This is a genomic window from Microvirga sp. VF16 (assembly GCF_016864375.1).
In the GTDB taxonomy this organism is placed as follows: Bacteria; Pseudomonadota; Alphaproteobacteria; order Rhizobiales; family Beijerinckiaceae; genus Microvirga.
Genome location: NZ_CP069359.1, coordinates 44,895 through 63,852, shown reverse-complemented (window position 1 = coordinate 63,852; position 18,958 = coordinate 44,895). Strand labels below are relative to the sequence as shown.

The 18,958-nt window shown below is 58.7% G+C and carries 13 protein-coding genes and 3 pseudogenes; 10 read left to right on the top strand and 6 right to left on the bottom strand.

Annotated features, from left to right (window positions below):
- Positions 1 to 28: 28 nt before the first annotated feature.
- Positions 29 to 487: a peptide-methionine (R)-S-oxide reductase MsrB gene (gene msrB / locus JO965_RS45675; RefSeq protein WP_203448339.1), complete on the top strand. Its 459-nt coding sequence runs from the start codon at positions 29 to 31 to the stop codon at positions 485 to 487.
- Complete coding sequence (gene msrA, locus JO965_RS45670) at positions 484 to 999, top strand: peptide-methionine (S)-S-oxide reductase MsrA (RefSeq protein WP_203448338.1); 516 nt, start codon at positions 484 to 486, stop codon at positions 997 to 999. The genes msrB and msrA overlap by 4 nt, the downstream gene beginning before the upstream one ends.
- Positions 1,000 to 1,186: 187 nt before the next feature.
- Here msrA and JO965_RS45665 read toward each other — a convergent pair whose 3' ends face one another.
- The 3 genes and pseudogenes from JO965_RS45665 to JO965_RS45655 all read right to left on the bottom strand — a co-directional run bounded on the left by JO965_RS45665 (position 1,187) and on the right by JO965_RS45655 (position 7,787).
- Positions 1,187 to 2,383 (bottom strand): IS256 family transposase, encoded by a 1,197-nt coding sequence (locus JO965_RS45665; RefSeq protein WP_203448337.1) that lies wholly within the window; start codon positions 2,381 to 2,383, stop codon positions 1,187 to 1,189.
- Between the two features lie 183 nt (positions 2,384 to 2,566).
- Positions 2,567 to 5,941 carry an AAA family ATPase gene (locus JO965_RS45660; RefSeq protein ID WP_203448336.1) on the bottom strand — a complete coding sequence of 1,125 codons (3,375 nt, stop codon included), beginning with the start codon at positions 5,939 to 5,941 and terminating at the stop codon, positions 2,567 to 2,569.
- Between the two features lie 409 nt (positions 5,942 to 6,350).
- Positions 6,351 to 7,787, bottom strand: a pseudogene (locus JO965_RS45655) (IS1182 family transposase).
- Between the two features lie 475 nt (positions 7,788 to 8,262).
- On the opposite strand from JO965_RS45655, the gene JO965_RS45650 reads away from it, so the two are divergent.
- The 4 genes from JO965_RS45650 (at position 8,263) to JO965_RS45635 (ending at position 11,336) form a co-directional block, all read left to right on the top strand.
- Entirely contained in the window at positions 8,263 to 9,513 is a 1,251-nt protein-coding gene (locus JO965_RS45650) for a site-specific integrase (RefSeq protein ID WP_203448335.1), read from the top strand.
- A gap of 426 nt (positions 9,514 to 9,939) precedes the next feature.
- Positions 9,940 to 10,203, top strand: coding sequence for a helix-turn-helix transcriptional regulator (locus tag JO965_RS49955; RefSeq protein WP_371827064.1), 264 nt, complete (start codon positions 9,940 to 9,942; stop codon positions 10,201 to 10,203).
- A 144-nt stretch (positions 10,204 to 10,347) separates the two neighbouring features.
- Positions 10,348 to 10,569: a hypothetical protein gene (locus JO965_RS45640; RefSeq protein ID WP_203448333.1), complete on the top strand. Its 222-nt coding sequence runs from the start codon at positions 10,348 to 10,350 to the stop codon at positions 10,567 to 10,569.
- Entirely contained in the window at positions 10,566 to 11,336 is a 771-nt protein-coding gene (locus JO965_RS45635) for a hypothetical protein (RefSeq protein ID WP_203448332.1), read from the top strand. Before JO965_RS45640 ends, JO965_RS45635 begins: the two co-directional genes overlap by 4 nt.
- Positions 11,337 to 11,626: 290 nt before the next feature.
- On the opposite strand, the gene JO965_RS45630 is transcribed toward JO965_RS45635, so the two are convergent.
- Both JO965_RS45630 and JO965_RS45625 read right to left on the bottom strand, forming a co-directional pair.
- Complete coding sequence (locus JO965_RS45630; RefSeq protein ID WP_203447954.1) at positions 11,627 to 12,202, bottom strand: IS630 family transposase; 576 nt, start codon at positions 12,200 to 12,202, stop codon at positions 11,627 to 11,629.
- Entirely contained in the window at positions 12,166 to 12,588 is a 423-nt protein-coding gene (locus JO965_RS45625; RefSeq protein WP_203447660.1) for a helix-turn-helix domain-containing protein, read from the bottom strand. Before JO965_RS45625 ends, JO965_RS45630 begins: the two co-directional genes overlap by 37 nt.
- 860 nt (positions 12,589 to 13,448) lie before the next feature.
- Here JO965_RS45625 and JO965_RS45620 point away from each other — a divergent pair.
- From JO965_RS45620 to JO965_RS45600, 4 genes and pseudogenes are all read left to right on the top strand, one after another.
- The gene (locus JO965_RS45620; RefSeq protein ID WP_203448330.1) at positions 13,449 to 15,194 is read left to right on the top strand and encodes an MrcB family domain-containing protein; all 1,746 of its coding nucleotides are present in this window, start codon (positions 13,449 to 13,451) and stop codon (positions 15,192 to 15,194) included.
- A 15-nt stretch (positions 15,195 to 15,209) separates the two neighbouring features.
- Positions 15,210 to 15,758, top strand: a pseudogene (locus JO965_RS45615) (AAA family ATPase); the annotation flags it as partial.
- A gap of 329 nt (positions 15,759 to 16,087) precedes the next feature.
- Positions 16,088 to 16,960, top strand: a pseudogene (locus tag JO965_RS45605) (hypothetical protein).
- A 99-nt stretch (positions 16,961 to 17,059) separates the two neighbouring features.
- On the top strand, positions 17,060 to 17,983 hold the full coding sequence (locus tag JO965_RS45600; protein ID WP_203448321.1) for a DUF429 domain-containing protein: 924 nt from the start codon (positions 17,060 to 17,062) through the stop codon (positions 17,981 to 17,983).
- A gap of 502 nt (positions 17,984 to 18,485) precedes the next feature.
- Here the strand turns inward: JO965_RS45600 and JO965_RS45595 are convergent.
- Positions 18,486 to 18,653: a hypothetical protein gene (locus JO965_RS45595; protein ID WP_203448320.1), complete on the bottom strand. Its 168-nt coding sequence runs from the start codon at positions 18,651 to 18,653 to the stop codon at positions 18,486 to 18,488.
- Positions 18,654 to 18,958 lie beyond the last annotated feature (305 nt).

Sequence of the window (18,958 nt, the reverse complement as noted above, 5' to 3'; positions counted from 1 at the left end):
CTCCCGCATCACGGAAGGAGAATGACAGATGAAAACCTATCATAAGAACCCCGAGGCTGTGTCCGGGCTCACGCCAGAGCAGTATCGGGTGACACAGAAAGACGGAACTGAGCGTCCCTTCGCTAATGCGTACTGGGATAACAAGGAACCCGGGCTCTACGTTGACATAGTATCAGGCGAGCCCTTGTTCGCTTCATTCGACAAGTACGACAGCGGCAGCGGCTGGCCCAGCTTCGTCAAGCCGATCGATGCCGACAACGTTGTCGATATCCGCGATGCGAGCCACGGCATGGTGCGAACCGAGGTGCGCTCCGCCCACGGCGACAGCCATCTGGGTCATGTATTCCCGGATGGGCCACAAGAGGCGGGCGGATTGCGCTACTGCATTAACTCGGCCTCGCTACGGTTCATCCATTACGATGATCTGGAGAGCGAGGGCTACGGTGAATTCCGCAAGCTGTTTGCAGAGAAAGGAGGAACAGTATGACTGGCGTGACTGAGCGGGCCGTTCTGGCTGGAGGCTGCTTCTGGGGCATGCAGGATCTCATCCGCCGCCTTCCCGGCGTCGTCTCCACTCGTGTTGGTTATTCTGGTGGAGACGTGCCGAACGCGACCTATCGCAATCATGGCACGCACGCGGAGGCGATCGAGATCATATTCGATCCCGAGAAGACGAGCTTCCGCGACCTGCTGGAGTTCTTTTTCCAGATCCACGACCCCAGCACGAAGAACCGGCAAGGGAATGATCGCGGCTTGAGTTACCGGTCGGCGATCTTCTACACTTCGGATGAGCAGCGGCAGGTGGCCGAGGACACGATCGCCGATGTCGATGCCTCGGGCCTTTGGCCGGATAAGGTAGTCACGGAACTTGAGCCGGCGGGCGATTTCTGGGAGGCCGAGCCGGAGCACCAGGATTATCTGGAGCGGCTTCCGAACGGCTATACGTGCCACTTCATCCGTCCCGGCTGGAAGCTGCCGCGCCGCAGCAACGCTGCTTAGGACAGAAAACTCGGGGAGTCGGTCTCCCGTAGAGCAGCTTCCGATTGGAATGGCCCGGAGAAATCCGGGCCATTTTATTGAGGCGGTTCTGTTACTCCGAGCGCCAGAATGCGTTCGACAGGGCCGATTTTCGATTGTGCCCCATGGCGTGGTGTAAGAGCGCCAGTCTTCGGCTGAGCCGAGTTGATCAGGCGGTCACGGCCGACAGCCTGCGAACGGGATCATCGCTCAAAGCACTCAGACTTTCCAGGCTCATATAGCGCCGGCTGACCGCCCATTCGTCATTCTGCTCCAGCATCAGCGCTCCCACGAGACGGATCACCGCCCGATCATTGGGAAAGATGCCGACCACGTCCGCACGCCGCTTGATCTCGCCGTTGAGCCGCTCGAGCGGGTTGGTCGAGGCAATCTGACCCGAGTGCTCGCGCGGAAAGCTCATGTACACCAGCACCTCCTCGCGTGAGCGGTCCATCAGTTCGGCGAGCTTGGCAAAGCGCCCCCGCAAGGCGTCTGCCACTGAAGCCCATTGCACGGCAGCCGCCGCGGCGCTCTCCTGAGCAAAGATCGTCTTGAGCATCGCCACCACGGCCGGGCGCTGCTTCGGGGCAAGGTGCGCCATGGCATTGCGCATCCAATGCACCCGGCAGCGCTGGTGCGCGGCATGGAAGACCCGGCTAGCGGCGGCCCGCAGCCCCTTGTGATCATCGGCAATCACCAGCTTCACGCCGCGCAAGCCGCGGTCGGCGAGAGAGCGCAGAAAGGCGGTCCAGAACGGTTCGGCCTCCGAGGCGCCGGTGGCGATCCCCAGCACCTCGCGCCGGCCATCGCTGTTGACGCCCACCGCCAGTATCACGGCCGTCGAGACGATCCGGCCGGCTTCTCTGGTCTTCAGATAAGTGGCATCGATCCACAGATACGGCCACTCACCCTCAATCGGGCGCGAGAGGAAGGCGTTGACGCGCTCGTCGATCTCCTCGCACAGGCGCGAGACCTGGCTCTTGGAGATGCCGGAGGCGCCCATGGCTTTGACCAGATCGTCGACGGAGCGGGTGGAGATGCCGTGAACATAAGCCTCCTGGATGACGGCGGTGAGTGCCTTCTCGGCGGTGCGGCGCGGCTCGAGAAAGGCCGGGAAGTACGAGCCCTTGCGCAGCTTGGGGATGGCAAGATCGATCCGACCGGCGCGGGTGTCCCAGGCACGCTCGCGGTAGCCGTTGCGGTGAGTGAGGCGATCCGGGCTGCGCACGCCTGCTGGAGCGCCGGTGAGGGCCTCCACCTCCAGGTTCATCAGGCGCTCGGCCGCAAAGGCGAGCATGTCACGGATCAGATCGGCATCGGCCCCCTTTTCGATCAGCTCGATCAGGGCCATTCTCTCGTCGGTCATCGTCGCCTCCGGGTCAGGGTCAGGTGTCGCAACCCGAACTCTAACCGAAGACTGGCGATGACCACCTCACAGATGGCTCGCTCCTACACCACGCCCTGGGACACTACGGTAGGGTTCGTTCAAGATTGCTCGTGAACGGTCGAGCGGCAAAGGATCTGGCCCTGGACAAGCCGGGGCGCAATCTCATTCCAGTTCATCTAGTAGGCTCCCCGCCTCCTTCATGTCAGGGGTGTCAAATCCTTCCGTGAAGGTGCCGTAAACCGGGGTGAGCAAGTCGTGGACTTCAGAACCTCGGCCTTGGTTGCGACACAACTGCGCAAGGCTCTTTGCTGCACGTAGCTGCCACAGCTTCGCCCCTTGCTGCTGCGCGACCCTCATCGCTTGGCGCAAGACCCTTTCCGCGCCCGCAGGGTCGGACGATCGCAGCAGCCCCTCACCCGTGAGACGGTAGACCTCGGCCTCAAACCAGCGCTCCTGGGTTCCTTCTATTCGCTCTCGCGCGTCCTTGAGCTGCGATACTGCCTCGGTGTACTGACCAAGGGTGGCATGCAAGCCCGCTAAGACCCCAAGGTAGTACGGTACCTTGAGCCGGGACCCGGTTGCCTCCTTCAGCGTCAGGCCGTGACGCATCTCCTCCAGGCCCAGCTCAACAGAGCCTCCTGCGCCGATTGCCCAACCGTGGAACAGCGTTCCGGTGGCTACAAGATGTGGGAAGCCCTGCTCGGCCGCGAGCTTGATCAGCGCGGCGGCTCGCTCCTCAACAATCGTCCGGTCTCCACGAACCTGATGAAACAGGCAGTTCACATGCAGGGCAAACGCCAGTGTGTGTGGATGTCCAAGGGCGCGAGCCTCCGCGAGCGCCTGCCGGCTCTGCACCAGAGCGGTATCCGGGTAGCCCTGAAACAACCGGATCCATGCCAGAAAGCTGCGACAGTTCACGCGCGAGTCGATCGGGACGTAAATCGGAAAGCCGTGCGACTGTGGGTCATAATGGGTGACGACTTGCTCGATGTGCGGCAGGGCGGCATTGAATGCACCGCGGTACATCAGAACATTGGCCATCACCCGGTGTGCCAAGAGCCTGATCGCGTCATCCTCCTGTTCTTCGGCAAGGGAATAGAGCTCCTCCGCGACCTTGAGAGCGGCCTCCAGTTCGGCGCGATTGGTGTGAAACGCCACGAGACCGTACAAGGCGGGAAACCGTTGTGGCGCCCCTCTCATCTGCCGGGCGATCTCGCACGCTCGGGCGTAAGCGGCCCCCATCTCCGGCGATGCCCAGCCCTTCGCTGTGTGAAGCGCGCCACCCAAGATCACCTGCAGGTCCAATTCCTTTTGCTGATGCTCGGGGCCGTCGGGTATGCCTTTCAGAACCTCTAATGCCGCTGCGAGATGAGCCACCGCCTCTGCCATTGCAGAGCGTTGGATCGCCTGCTGCCCGGCTTGGTGCCAGTAGCCAACTGCTTTCTCGGCAAGACCTGCCAATGTGCAGTGGTGCGCCACCAATTCCGGACGAGCCTTCGCCTGCTGCGCGAACCGCTCCTCCAGCGCTTGCACAATCCGGCTGTGAAGCTGTTGGCGTTTGCTCTTCAGCAGGCTCTGGTAAGCAGCATCCTGGACCAGAGCATGCTTGAACATGTAGGTCGCTCCTGGTGGTGCCCCGCGGCAGAACACCAGCTCCGCCTCAACCAGCCGGCTGAGCGCATCCTGGAGCTCGTTATCGCGCAGGAGCGACACCGCCAACAGCAGCTCATACGAGAACTCACGGCCGATCGCAGCTCCGATCTGGGCTACTTCCTTGACCGGCGCCAAGCGATCCAACCGTGCCATGAGGGAGTCTTGCAAGGTTGTTGGGATCGCCAGCGGCGGCAGCGGTCCACTCAGGACATAGCGGTCACCCACCTCCTTGAGCAATCCTGCCTCAAGCACTGTCTTGGTGAGCTCCTCAACAAACAGCGGCACCCCATCGGTTTTAGCAATGATTTGATCAAGGACCGCCTCGGGGAGGGCTTTGCCTCCTGTGACCCGCTCGATCATCGCCGCACCCTGCCGGCGTCCGAGGCGGGACAGCGACAGAGAGGTAACATGGGCGTACCCGGTCCAAGGCGGGATAAAATCCGGTCGGAATGTGATGACTGTCAGAACTGGAAGATGCTGGACGTGCTCGATTACCAAGTCCAGCAGTTCAAGCGTGGAGGGGTCAACCCAATGCACATCCTCATACAGCGCCAACACCGGCTGGTATTCTGCCAAGCCCGCCAACTGATCCAGCAGGGCCTCAAGGGTCTTTTCTTTCTTTTGCCGGGGCGCAAGCCTCAAGGGCGGATAGCGATCCCCTGGTGGGATTCCCAGCAGATCAACGAAAAACGGGGCAATCGTGCTTACATCTCTTACCGCCAGCGCCAGCAGAGCCTCCAGCTTATCGAGCTGCTGCTCGGGCGGTTCATCCCGGGACAGACCAGCAGCCCGCTCGAGGAGCGTGATGACGGGGTAGAGAGCCGTGTTGCGGTAATAGGGCGAGCAATAGTGGCTGACGACCATATGGGGCTCGGTTGCCAACTGCTCGCGCAGGGCACGGATCAGACGAGACTTGCCGATGCCAGCCTCGCCTGAGAGGAGGACGACTTGGCCCTCACCCTCCTTGGCCTGCTGAAAGCGATCCAAGAGCAGACCAAGTTCATGTTCGCGCCCCACCAGCGGCGTCAGGCCTGCTGTGTGCCGGGCCTCGAACCGGCCTTCGGCCCGACTCAGCCCCAGCACCCGCCAAGCGGCTACCGGCTCGGTGAACCCTTTGAGCTCAAAGGTACCAAGATTCACGAGATCAAACACACCGCCCAGGAGTTGGCAGGTGCGCTGCGCAACTATGACCTCGCCTGGCCCTGCCAGCGCTTGCAAGCGCGCCGCAAGATTCGGAGTCTCACCGACCACCGTCTCCTCGCGCGCTGCCCCCTCGCCGATCAGGTCTCCCACCACCACCAGCCCGGTTGCGATGCCAACCCGTACCGGGAACGTCACATTGCCGTGTTGTTTTAGGTTGCGGACTGCGGCCACAAGATCCAGTCCGGCTCGAACGGCCCGCTCGGCTTCATCCTCGTGGGCCCGGGGATAGCCAAAATAGGCCAGCACGCCGTCACCCAGATATTTTGCGACATGGCCCTCATAGCGGGCGACCACTTCGGTGACGCAGTGATCATAGGTACGAATAATCTCGCGTAGGTCCTCTGGATCGAGGCGGGCTGCAAGCTCGGTTGAGCCGACGATGTCACAGAACAGGATGGTGAGCTGACGCCGCTCGGCTTCATGTCGCAACAGAGTTGTGTCAGATGTTGTGGCCGGCCCAGGGGAGGTTGCGATCGATGGATTGTCTGTGATGGGGCGGCTGTCGCGCAAAGCAGCGATTGCGGCAAGGAGCTTACGGCGATGCCCCACTGAGGTGACGCCGATTGCTGTAAGATCCTCGGCGGTGAGCTCCGGCAGGACTTCAGCATCGATGTCATTTTGCTGAAACGCAGTTACGTAGCGTTCCAGATCGAGCGTCTTCAGCCAGGTCGTGATATCCACGATCCTCTCCGTGCTCGAGCGTATGGCGCCAGTATAGCACCAATATCCCAGCGATCCGGCACTTACTTGATCGAACTATGCTCCTGCCAACCCATCATGATTAGTTCGATAGCAGGAGAAGCTTGGCTTTGGCTGTGAACCTTGGACAAGGCATAGCCGATACGCGATCCGGCTCTCACCCGAGGCGATAATGTTAAATGAACTTGTCCATGCGATACCAGCTGTCTTGGCCGAGCTGAAAGTCCGCTTTGGGTCGAGGCCGTGTCAAAACGCGGCTCGCGGCCGACTGAGTTCCCCAACCGCTCTCTGATCGGTTGGAGCGCGCGGGACAACGAGCGTTTGGTTCTTTGACAAGGCTGGATGGCGGCTTCCATGGTGTCTGATCCATTGTGATCGGCTTAGATCCGTCTCAGGACTGGATTGCCGCCAACAGCGGTCCAGGGCCGAGGATCGCCAAAACCCGCTTCAGGTTGTAGGCCAGCACGTGCAGGCTCATCTCGGTGCGCACCCGCTCCAGGGTTCGGGTCAGGAAGTGCGTGGCCCCCATCCAGGCCTTGATCGTTCCAAACGGATGCTCCACCGTCTGCCGGCGCAGGCGCGTCGTCTCCGGTGCCCGGTCGAGCCGCTCCTGCATCGCATCGAGCACGTCTTCATGCTCCCAGCGCTTGATGCGCCGCTGCTTGCCGGTCGTGCATTGCTCCTTCAGGGCCCACGTCTCACAGCAGGTGGTCCAGTACACGTGCAGAGCCATGCCGTGCTCAACCGACGTAAACCGCCGCGTCAGGCGCTCTCCCGCCGGGCAGCGATAGGTGTCGTCCTCAGGATGATAGACGAAATCCTGCTTACCGAAGCGGCCTTCGGCTTTAGCGCCGGAACTGAGGGTCTTGGGCACAGAGGGCGTGATGCCGGCTCGCTCGCAGGCCAGGATATCCTCGCCCTTGTAGTAGCCGCGATCAGCCAGAGCCTCCAGGCTCGGCGTGCCCATGGCCGTCTACGCCTGCTGAGCCATCCCCGACAACTGGCCCCGATCCGAGCCACTGTTGGTCACCTCATGCGCGACGATCAGATGGTGCTGGACGTCGACGGCGGCTTGGACGTTGTAGCCCACGACTCCTGTGCCGATGCCGCGGGTGGCCATCGCGCGGGCATCTGGATCAGTGAGTGAGATCTGCTGGTCGGGCGCGGCCAGCACTTGCTGCTCCAGCTCCCGGAATTGCTGCATCTGCTCTCTGAGCGCCGCGATCTTGTCCTTGAGCCGGCCTGCCTTCTCCTGCGCCAGTTCGCTCTCCTGTCGATCCGCCGTGTCGAGGGCGGAGAGGTAATGCGCGATGCTGGCCTCCACCTGCGCGATCCGCTTGGCGATCTTGGCTGGCGTGAAATTCTTGTCGCGGGCATTGACGGCCTTGAACTTGGAACCGTCGATGGCCACCACCGCCTGTGAGAACAGGTTGAGCTTGCGGCACAGCCCGACGAACTGGCGGCATACCGCCCGGATGGCCGGTCCGTTGTCCTTGCGGAAGCGGGCGATGGTTTTGTGATCCGGCTGGAGCTGGCCGGTCAACCACATCAGCTCGAGATTGCGGACGGTCTCCTGCTCGAGGCGGCGGCTGGACGGGATGCGGTTGAGATAGCCGTAGATATAGATCTTGAGCAGGGCCGCCGGATGATAGGCCGGGCGGCCTGTCGCCTGCGGGACAACGCCGTCGAACCCCAGAGCGCGCAGGTCGAGTTCGTCCACGAAGACGTCGATCACCCGCACCGGATTGTCGTCGCTGATGTACTCGTCGAGGCAGGCGGGGAATAGAGTGCCCTGGCTGCGCTCCTGGCCTTGGACAAACCGCTTCATCGCGATCCCTCCAGTCCATATGACCTCACCAGACTACCAGATCCCGCGTTTTGACACAGCCTCGGTCAAAACCGGCCTATCGGGATGTCTGTGTGAAGGTCAGCTTGTCCCCACATCGCGGACGTTTGTCAGCCCAGCGCGATGTGAGGCGGGGTTGCTGCCGATTGCATGAAGTTTGTCTGCTGTTACCCCTGGTGTTACCCGGGCGAAAATGCCCCGCGCTGTTGCAAACACGGTAACATCATAAAACCCTTGCCGGTTAAGGGTTTCAGGTGGTGAGCGCGCTGGGACTCGAACCCAGGACCCTCTGATTAAAAGTTAGAGCGACAGAGTCCTTGTGGCACAAAGGAATTTTAGCTAAGTACCTGTGCAGACTCGGTAATTTGGCATTGAATAAGTCGAACAAACCCGAATAAGCTGCAGCATAATCGAAGCAGCGTGCGCACGAGGTGCGCACGGAAACCGGGGGCAAGCCGTGCCAGAGCGTATCAAGTTCACCGCCAGTCGTGTTGGGTCGCTGCCGATTCAAGCCAAGGAATATGCCGTCTGGGATGAGGCCACCCCGGGGTTTGGGGTGCGGGTCTATCCCTCGGGTCAGCGGCGTTACGTTTACCGCTATCGCGCTGGAGCCAGTCGCAGTGCTCCTGCCCGCATGGTCACCATCGGGGATGTGCGCAAGCTTGGGTTGGAGGATGCCAAGCGGGTTGCGCGCGACCTCGCCGGGCAGGTCGCTCGTGGCAGCGATCCATCGGCCGAGAAGCGCCAGGCCGAACTAGACCGGTTTCGCAAGCGCCAGTTTGCCGAGGTGCGCGACGAGTTCCTGACGAAGTATGTCGACACGCGCTTGCGGCCCAAAAGCGCTTCGGAGTACCGCCGGATCCTGACACGGCTGTTTGAGCCGCTCGCGGCCAAACCCTTTGATGAGGTGACCCGCGCCCACATCGCAGACGCCCTCCACTCCATTGCTGAGCGCGGGGTGCGGCAAGCCAATCTAGCCCGGGCCGTGATCCGGAAGATGTACTCGTGGGCGAAGTCGGTAGGGCTCTGTGATGAGAACCCGGTCACGGACACGGCTCCTGCTGGTCGGGATAACCGGCGCGAGCGCGTTCTCACGATGGCGGAGCTCGGGCTCATCTACCGCGCCGCTTTGGAGATGGACGACACGTATGGCGCAGCTGTTCGCTTCCTCATGCTGACGGGTCAACGCCGATCCGAGGTGTTCGAGATGCCCCACCGCGAGATCGACTTTGACGAGAAGATTTGGCGCCTTCCGGCAAGTCGGACCAAGAACAGGCGTCCTCATGACGTGCCGCTGTCATCAGCCGCTCTGGCCATTGTCGCCTCGCGGTCTAATGGCCGGGATCTCGTCTTCTCCACCGTGCACGGCACGGTGTTTGGCGCACTCTCGAAGGCCAAGAAGCGTTTAGACGGGAAGGTGGCAGAGCTGCGAGGAGTCTCTCGAGGCAAGGCAACTTCCCTGCCCCACTGGACGCTGCATGATCTGCGTCGCAGCTTCGTGACCCACGCCCATGATCAACTGGGCGTCGACATTCCTGTGATTGAGCGGGCGATCAACCACATCTCAGGAACGTTTGGCGGCATCGTGGGTGTCTACAACCGCGCGCCACTGCTCAAGGAGCGCCGTGCTACGTTCGAGGCCTGGGAGCTTTTGGTGCTGGAAGCTGCCGGACTGAGATCTCTATCCTGCATAGAGAAGGCGGCGTGAAGCGGAGGTCGTGAACACAAAACGGAGAGATGCATTTCACAACGGCAGCATCCGTATGCCAGAGACACGCTCACGCTCTTGGCAGCGACTAACTACTGGAAAACTCTTAATTTTGACGTCCGGCGAATTTGTTGCACGCTCGTGCACAACGGAGAATATAAGAGATAGAAACTGCGCCATTGCGGAGAAAATTTGATAAGCAACCAACGATGTTTTAAAGATGCGACTAGACGCTAAACTTTTAAACAACTTGTTGATATTGTGCTTGCAATGTGAATAACTCGAGTTTACAGTTGTATATACTCATTCATAAACCTATATGTGTTCCCAAGATCGAATTTGGGGCGCATCGTGACACATCCAATCAGACAAGAAAGCACTAGAACATCGGATCCGGGAGTGGTTTCCCCGCGGGGGTCCAATTCGATGCAGGATCTCCTGAGTAGAGTATCGCTAAGCGCGGGAAACCAAGTCCCCTCTTCCGCGCAACTCGCTCAACCTAATCGGCTGTTGACGACAGAGGAGGTCGCAGCCCGACTCTGCGTTGCTCCGGCGACGCTCGTATGGTGGAGAGCTCAGAAGCAAGGACCCGCTTTCCTCCGCCTAGGGCGCGGGCGCCGAGCGCCGATTCGGTATCGCCCCGAAGCAGTCGACGAGTACGTCACCCAAATGGAGCGCGCCAGCGCCTGAGGCGCCGCATTCCCCTAATCTAAACGGGATGAACGAGAGTTCACCGCCGGAGCCATACAGGACCGGCAAACGATCTTCTTTTGCTATGTAACTAAAACGGTTGCGCTGGTGAGCGCAGCCGTGATCTTAAAACTGGATAGAGACATGCAAAATCAAGCATCTTGCGGAGGCAAGACTGAACGATTCAATGCATTGGTGGCCGAGTACGGACTTGAGGTCCGTAACGTCTGCACCCTTCTCGGGCGCAATCGCAAGACCTTCCGTGCTTCGGTTTCCGGCAAAACTCACGCCAGTCCCGGCACTCTCCTGGAGCTTCTCGAGCTGAAGCTTGCTCAGCGTCCCAAAAATGGGGGTGCTGAGCAATGACGACACGCTCGAAGGCGCCCTTTCAGCACAGCGACAAACCGCTGAAAATTGGTGTCGGGAACGGCAATCTCGGCAAGATCAAAAAGCTTGAACTGATGATGGATAAGCTAGGTGAAAGGCTCGCCAAGCCCGTCCGCGATAACGTCACTGATAAGCAATACACGGCGCTCCCGAAGGAATGCAATGACGCGCTCGCAATGCTTGAGGATCTCGGGATGGATCATGATAACGGCGACGACGACCTGTCTGGCGGTTCGGAAGATCCGACTAGTCTCTTTGAGGATCTCGACGCCGAGAAGTATGAGGACGATGTTGAAGCCCTGCTCGGTCCCCTGCCCACGAAGCGGGAGCCCAGCGCCAAGGAGCTCAAAAAAGAGAATTACGTCACCCCGAATGGCCCTGGCACACCTGACGACGGCGTCAAAGTGAGCGACCGTGACCTTGAAGGCGTGGTCACCGTAACGGCCATGAAGAAACGCTTCCATCCCGTGCGTGACGCGCTCGAACGCTATCATGCGAATGACATGACCGACGAGATCGAAACAGCCGCTGCTCTTCACAGCACAGAGGCCCATGTGATGCACAAGGCAGTGCGGAAGCTCCGGGACGCGGCCCGTGACCTGGAGTTCCTCGCGGCCCTGAAGATCCCGAGGCGCAGGATCAAACTGCTTCTCGCCGAGGCGCAGGAGGTCCGTGCAACGGCGCATAAGATCGACTGTCGGCGACGTCGGCTTATGGAGCATCAACCGCCGACGTCGAGCTTGTGACTCGGAATATCAACGAGAGTTTGACAACTGCCCTGCCCTTCGGCGGGGCTTTTTCGTTCCGGGCTGTAACCGAAATCCCGGAATCCGGCTTGGTTACGGCTTAGTTACAGCTAGGTTACACGCTTAAGTCCTTGCAGAAATTGAGCTTTTAGGCGTTTTCAGAATTTGTATCCGAGTAACTGACGAAACTCTTTACATACGCGCATTCACCCCCTTTTCACTCCCTCCCGTGCGAGAGCGGTGAATCTCCCCGCTACTCTTCCGCCTTTTACCCTAAAGCGCTTTTGGTCTCAGTGTAGGGCATAGCCGGCATGCCTGATCCAACCTTTGGCATCGTTTGCGGTGATGGTGTCGAGGGCTGGTTTGAGTTCTGCTTCCAAGGCTTCGAGAGTGCGCGCCGCTTTCGCCTTGAGCCGCTCTTTCATCTTGGCCCAGGCGTGCTCGATCGGGTTGAACTCCGGTGAGTAGCGCGGCAGGTACAAAAGCCCGATCCCGGCCTGAGCGAGAAGCTCGCCGACTTCCGTCGCGCGATGCGGGCGCAAGTTATCCATCACCAGAATGGCATCCGGCTTCACCCGCTGGAGCTTGGGCACCAGCACCTGCTCGAGATAGGCCAGCAGCACGGAGGTCGAGGTGGACGCCTCGATGCTCATCGTGGCCACCAAGCCTTCACAGGCGAGCGCCCCTAACACCGTCAACCGCTGCCACGAGCCAAGGGGAATGGATCCATAGGCGCGTTGCCCACGCGGCGCTCGGGCGTGGGTGCGGGCCATCTTGGTCGTCACCCCGCTTTCGTCCAGGAACACCAACCGTTCTGCGGGAATCTCGCTCATCTGCTGGCGGTAGGCCTCGCGCTCAGCGGCAATCTCGGGCCGCTCCTGCTCGGCCGCCCGAAGCGTCTTTTTTTCGGACGCAGCTTGAGCTGCTTGAGCGCCTCACAGATCACCGCCAGACACACCGTCACGCCGGTGCGCTCGGCCAGGCGTTCGCGGTACTCACGCAGCAGCGCGTCATTGTCCTCAAGCACGAGTTGGCGCAGCACCTCCAGAGCTGCGGCATCCAGGCGCGAGGGCACACCGCCGCTGTGCGGCTTGGGGCAGCGTCGGCCTTCTTCGCGCTCCTGGCGGCGCCAGTTCGAGACGGTGGCGGGGCAGACCTGGAAGCGGCGGGCAATCTCGACCTGAGGAAGGTCGCCGCGCTCGCAGGCGACAAGAACACGTTCGCGCAAATCGGGAGAATAGGGCTGGGGCATCGCTCGCCTCCTGAGCCATATCCCCGTCAACGCACAGACCACCCGAATGGATTCAAGCCCAGATCAAAAGCGCTTTAATATCTCAGTTATCGGTTACAAATCAGGATAAATAGTTGAAAAGTAAGGGTTTTGTGCTGTAACCGAGTTTGTAACTGACGTGTAACTGAAAAAAGTTCGGTAACAGGAAAAGATGCGTGTCGGAAAAAACTGAAAAGCCTCAGAAGCCGGGGCTCCGCGGACCCCCCGGAAGCCCGCGATCCGAGGAAGGACCCGGAGCGGCTGCCCATTCTTACATTAGAAATCAACACCCGGTTGATTCCGTCCATGCAACATCCTGTTGCTCGGTGTTTGAAGGGGCTACAGCGCGCACATCGGAACGATCAACCCGACGTTGGTAAGTATGAGCCATGGACATGGCATAGTACCCCATAGAACTGTCTGAGCCCCGCAGCTTGATGATGCTCTAGTTATAAGCCTAGCAATTTGGGTTCGAGACATTAATCTGAGGCGGCAACGATCATAAGGTATCGCCGACCAATGCTTCTGTCTGAACTTACGAGCCGCGACGCCGTACTGGACGCAATCCGTGAATTTGACCAACTCGGAAGAGAGCGGTTCCTCGAAAAGTACCGGTTTGGACCAGCACGAAGCTTTTTCCTGGAGCATGACGGAAGGCGATATGACTCCAAAGCCATCGTAGGCGCTGCATACGGATACCAGTTCCCTGAGCGTGGTGCCCTTGCGTCGAATGAGTTCAGCGGCGGTGAGGCAACCGTCCGGGCAGTTCTGGAGAGGCTTGGGTCAGTGTAAGCAATTCCAGTCAAACGCCTCAGCAACCAGTCGGTCCAGAAATTGATGCATTGCTCGAGCAGCTTCCAGTTCGACGGAAGGAGCTCTTTGGAGGGCATGATGACCTAAAGGCTCTCATGACCCGTATCCGTACTGGACTGGAGCAGCTACCCGCCGTAGCAAGTCGCCTGCATGTGCGGGTGAGCTGGAGCCTTGGCGCTGGAAACTGGGCAAGGGTCCCCTGGATCGCATTGATGGATCAGCGAGAGACAAACTCCACCCAGCGTGGGATTTACTGCGTCTTCCTGTTTCCAGAAGATATGTCGGGCGTTTATCTCGCCCTCAATCAGGGTGTCACGGAAGTCATTCAGCGTGAAGGACGTGCTCAGGGTCGTCGGTCACTCAGCCAGCGCAGAGCAGGTCTCCGGGCCAGCTTAGATCTCTTGCGCAAGGCTGAGTTCAGACTGGACGATGATATCGATCTCCGAACCGAAGGCGATCTCGGGCTCGATTATGAGAGCAGCACCATTGCCTATAAGTTCTATCCGAAAGGTCATGTTCCTGACGACGACGTCTTGAACGCTGACCTTGATGCCGTGCTCCAGGGATATGAAATCTCACTCGCCCAGAACACCCAGGAGCTCCCGAGCGCCAAGCAGTCTTGGATCTTCCAAGGGAACCCGAAGCTATTCGACATGGATGGAGCTATCAAAAGTTTAACAGAAGTCACCTGGACTGTGCCGGAGAAAGGGAAGAGACCTAATATTGGCGACAGCGCTTTTCTCTGGCGGGCAGGTCGCGATGCTGGGATCATCGCGACCGCGACCGTCATCAGTGAAGCCTCTCAGATCGAAAATGGTCCTGAGGAACTTCCCTATCTTATCGATACAGATAGGTTTGCTGGACCAAAATTGCGAGTCCGCATCCGCATTGACCAGCGGCTATCGACCACGCTTCTTCGCAGTACGATTGCTGCGGAACCGCGGCTATCGGATCTGATGATCTTGCGGTTTGCGAATTACAGCACTTTTTCCCTTCCTCAGAACCATGCAGAGGCCCTGCGGGAGCTTCTTGTGGAGAGTCTACAGCAAGCAGCAGTCTCATCGCATCCCAATCAACGAGTATGGCTCTATGCGCCGGGTGAGGGAGCAGATCACTGGGACGAGTTCTACGAGAGTGGCTTGATGGGCATCGGCTGGGACGAACTAGGCGATCTGAGCCGATTTGGGTCCATCGACGATCTCATGACCGCAATGCAGGAGGTTTACGGGGACAGCACCCGCCGGCAGAACAATGCCAGAACCTGCTTTGACTTTGTCAGCACAATGCGCCCAGGCGATCTGGTTTTTGCTAAGCGAGGCCGAACGACGATCGTTGGTCATGGCGCTGTTGTTGGAGAGTTTGAATACCACCCGGAACGCGCCGACCTCCGTAATGTCCGTGCGGTTCACTGGCAAAGCCGGGGCGAATGGTCGACCGCCACTTCGTTGCCTATCAAAACCCTGACTGATCTGACGAATGCTCCTGAGCTTGTTGAAGCTCTGAAGCAGCTAGTTTCGCTAAGCAAGATAGAGGTCAGAAAGCCGGCTGACGAGAGGGTCCTTGAACCATTCACCATCGATCAGGCGATGGATGGGATCTTCATGCCTAGGAGTGAATTTATTAATGCACTTGAGGTCTGGCGGTCTAAGAAGAACCTCATCCTCCAAGGACGACCAGGCGTGGGCAAATCCTTTATCGCAAAGCGCATGGCGTATACCCTGATGGGCCATCGGGATCCAAGCCGCCTTCGCACAGTGCAGTTTCATCAGTCTTAGTCGTACGAGGATTTCGTTCAGGGCTATAGACCCTCATCCAATGGCTTCACATTGAAGCCGGGTGTCTTCCTTGAGTTCTGTGAGAGAGCCCTAGCCGATCCTGAAACGAAGTATGTTTTCGTTATTGACGAGATCAATCGTGGCAACCTAAGCAAGATCTTAGGTGAGCTCATGCTCCTGATCGAGCCGGACAAAAGGGGGCCAGATTGGGCTACAAAGCTTGCCTATGCTGAAAGCTCGGAAGCCCGGTTCTATGTCCCAGAGAATGTCTATATTCTCGGGATGATGAACACAGCGGATCGCTCCCTATCCCTCGTGGACTATGCCCTTCGTAGGCGTTTCGCGTTCCTTACGCTACGTCCCCAATTTGGAGCACCAAAGTTCCGAACCCAGCTGCTCTCCAGAGGAGCAACCGAGGCGCTCGTTACGAGACTTGTGACGTCGATGACCGCCTTGAACGAGGCAATCAGCGATAACAAGTCGGACCTTGGACCAGGCTTTTGTATCGGACATAGCTTCTTTGCGACTATCCCGGATGGTACAGTCGCTGACGAGGCGTGGTAGGCACGCATTGTGCAAACGGAAATTGCACCGCTGCTCGAGGAATATTGGGCTGACAGCCCCAGCAGGGTTGAGGAGTGGGTTGAGCGGTTAACGGACTAGCTCCAATGGCCGCTACCATTCCTATTCGAAATCTCTACTATCTGTTTTGCTATGCCTGGGACCGCTTCCCGGAGGGGAAAGCGTTGTCTGTCGGGACAGAGGAAAGTCCAGGACCGCTCGACCTGTTCGCGAAGGTGCTGATCAATGGCATCGAAAGGCTTATCCGAAGAGGGCTTGATTAGGGATACCGTGAGCACGAGGAGGAGACCTCGTCCGTTCGTGGGCGGATTGTGCTCAATGAGACATTACGGCGGAACCTCCTTCAACACGCTCGCGCTTACTGTCGGTTCGATGAGTTGCAGCGTGATGTTCCGCATAACCAGATCATCAAAGCAGCGGCGCGGCGACTGAGCAATGTAGGTCAAGTTGACTCTGATCTTGCCCACCGACTTCGGGTTTTGTGCAGACAACTGGACGGCATCAGTGACGTGAGACTGTCGAGTGAGCTGTTTAGAAGAGTGCAGCTCTCCTGAAATACTGCGCATTACGATCTGCTGCTGAAAATCTGCCGACTCCTGTATGAGGATCTCCTCCCGCGAGCGTCGGGAGAAGGAGCGAGGTTTGCGAATATTCTCAAAGATGAAGAGCGTATGTCTGCCGTGTTCGGAGCCTTCGTTGGCAACTTCTATCGGCGTGAGCAGAGCGAGTTTTCAGCCGGGAGCGAATTGATTAGTCGGGATGCAACCGCGCCCGAACAGGAACACACTGCCTATCTCCCCATGATGCGGACGGACGTCACGCTGCGCTTCGTTGCTGAGACAGTCGTTATTGGTACGAAATATTATCGGAAGACGCTATCGACCCATATGAGATCAGAAAAGATCTGGTCGAGCCATCTGTATCAGATCTTTGCCTATCTCAAGAACCTTGAGAGGGCAGGTGGCAACGATGCGCGGGCACGAGGGATCTTGTTATATCCCACTGTCGGAAGAGCTCTCAATGTGGGGTATGAGATCGGAGGACATTTGATATCGGCGGTCACCGTTGACCTTAATGAAGATTGGCCAGCGATCCATCAGAACCTCTTGAACATACTTCAGCCGCACAGCTCATCCGCTGACAGCCCTCCGAAGGCAGCCGCCAATGTAGATAGGAACTTGTGAAATAGGTTGCGGCGCAGCGTTGCTTATCAAACTTATGGAAGATACTTTTGGGGTAACTTGTCCTGGTTCGAGCGAAAGCCGATCACCAAAGGAAACTTGATGTTTGACCACCTGATCCATGCCGATTGGAGTGTCGACCCTCGCAAGCGCTGGCAAGCGTCGGCTATACGCGACAACGGTTTGTGGAAGGTGTCCGCTCCTTGTCCTGTCGGTGCGATCCCCACATTTCTCGATGGCATTTTTAGCAACGCACACGGTGGCCGCACATTGGTGGGTTTTGATTTTCCGATAGGTATTCCCAGCGCCTACGGCAGCAAGACAGGTCTTGTCGACTTTAGGGATGGCTTACGGAATTTCGGCGAGGGCGATTGGGCGCAGTTCTTCGACGTGGTCGATCAGCCTGATGATGTTTCCATTAGAAGACCATTCTATCCAAAGGGAAGCCTCAAGGGAGTTTCACGGTCTTCGCTAGTTGCAGGGCTTGGAATGGAGTCGTTCGATAGCCTCCTCCGCACCTGCGAGCGGAGAACCTCCGATCGACAGGCCGCATGCTCACTGTTTTGGACTCTCGGCGGCAACCAAGCGGGCCGTGCCGCAATATCAGGATGGAGAGAGGTTGTTAGAGCTGCTCTGGAGCGAGGTGCAGCCCTATGGCCATTCGACGGCTCACTGGCCGAACTTTCAGCGCGTAGTGATGTCGTTCTCGCCGAAACATACCCGGCTGAAGCCTACCGTATGTTCAACGCAGCCTTCCGCAGTGGGGAGAGTAAGCGTCGGCGTTCCGACCGTGCGTCTAAGGCACCTGCCATTCTAGATTGGGCCGCCGCCTACTCCGTTCACCTTTCTGATGCGGCCGAAACAGCAGTCCGCGACGGGTTCGGAGAAGCAGCTTCGGGAGAGGATGCCTTCGACGCCCTCGCAGGCCTTCTCAAGATGATTGAGGTTGCTGATGGCCGTCGTCCGGAGGCAACGGTCGGATCGGAGCCGGCACTGACATGGGAAGGTTGGATCCTCGGTCGGTAGCGGAATCCCGAAACGCGGGCAAGAACCCACAGCTACTAGAAGCGCAACCAGTCAACAATGTGTTATTCAACCATCGGATGAAGATGCAGTCAAGGCAGCACGGCGTGCCGTGGAGGGCCTAATTCTCATGGTGGTCGCCTATGGCAAGGCTCTGTCGATGACCAGCTAGCCTAACGACTTTGACGGCCTCACTGACGATTGAGGTTGCTTCCTCGATACGTTCATGAGCAAGGTCAAGGGCGTCCTTTGAGACGCTCGTGAAACAGAGGGCCCGGCATCAAGCTAGGCCCTTTTTCGTTTTTGCTCTTTCAACAAACTTGGTACCTTTTCTCAAACATGGGGTAGTCGGGGCGAGCGATCCTCCCTTGCACAGAGCTGTCTAGAGCTGGTCCTGGTTCAACGTCGGCACCAGGGAGAGCCTCATGGGCTATTACATCGCCTTTGATGTCTCTCTTAACAAGACCAGCGTGTGCCTCCTCGTTGGGAAAGGGCACTTGGCTTATCAGGGCTCTGTTCCATCCCAACCAACGGGCCTGATGCGCTTGGTCCGGGCAAAGCCCTTCATGCGGTCAAGATCGGGCTGGAGACCGGCGCGACTTCTGTCTGGATCTGGAGCGCGGCGAAAGCGGAAGACCTGCCGGTCGTATGCATGGATGCTCGTCACGCCCATGCAGCTCTCTCAACCAGCCCCAACAAGTCAGACCGTAGTGACGCGCGAGGCTTGGCCGAGGTGCTCTGCATGGGCTGCTATAAGGAGGCGCAGATCAAAAGTCTGACGTGGTGGTGCATCATCGATCTCGTTTACAAAACGTTAGCGCATAGTAGGGAGGCATGAATCTGATGGGCGCGGCAGCCCCAGGCCCTGACCCGGTTTTTCCCGTTAGCACCCGCGAAGTCACATTCGGGTCTTCGCTGCCTGCACCAGGCGTTCCGGAGGTTGGCCCCACAATCACCCCCGCGTGAGAATATACGTCG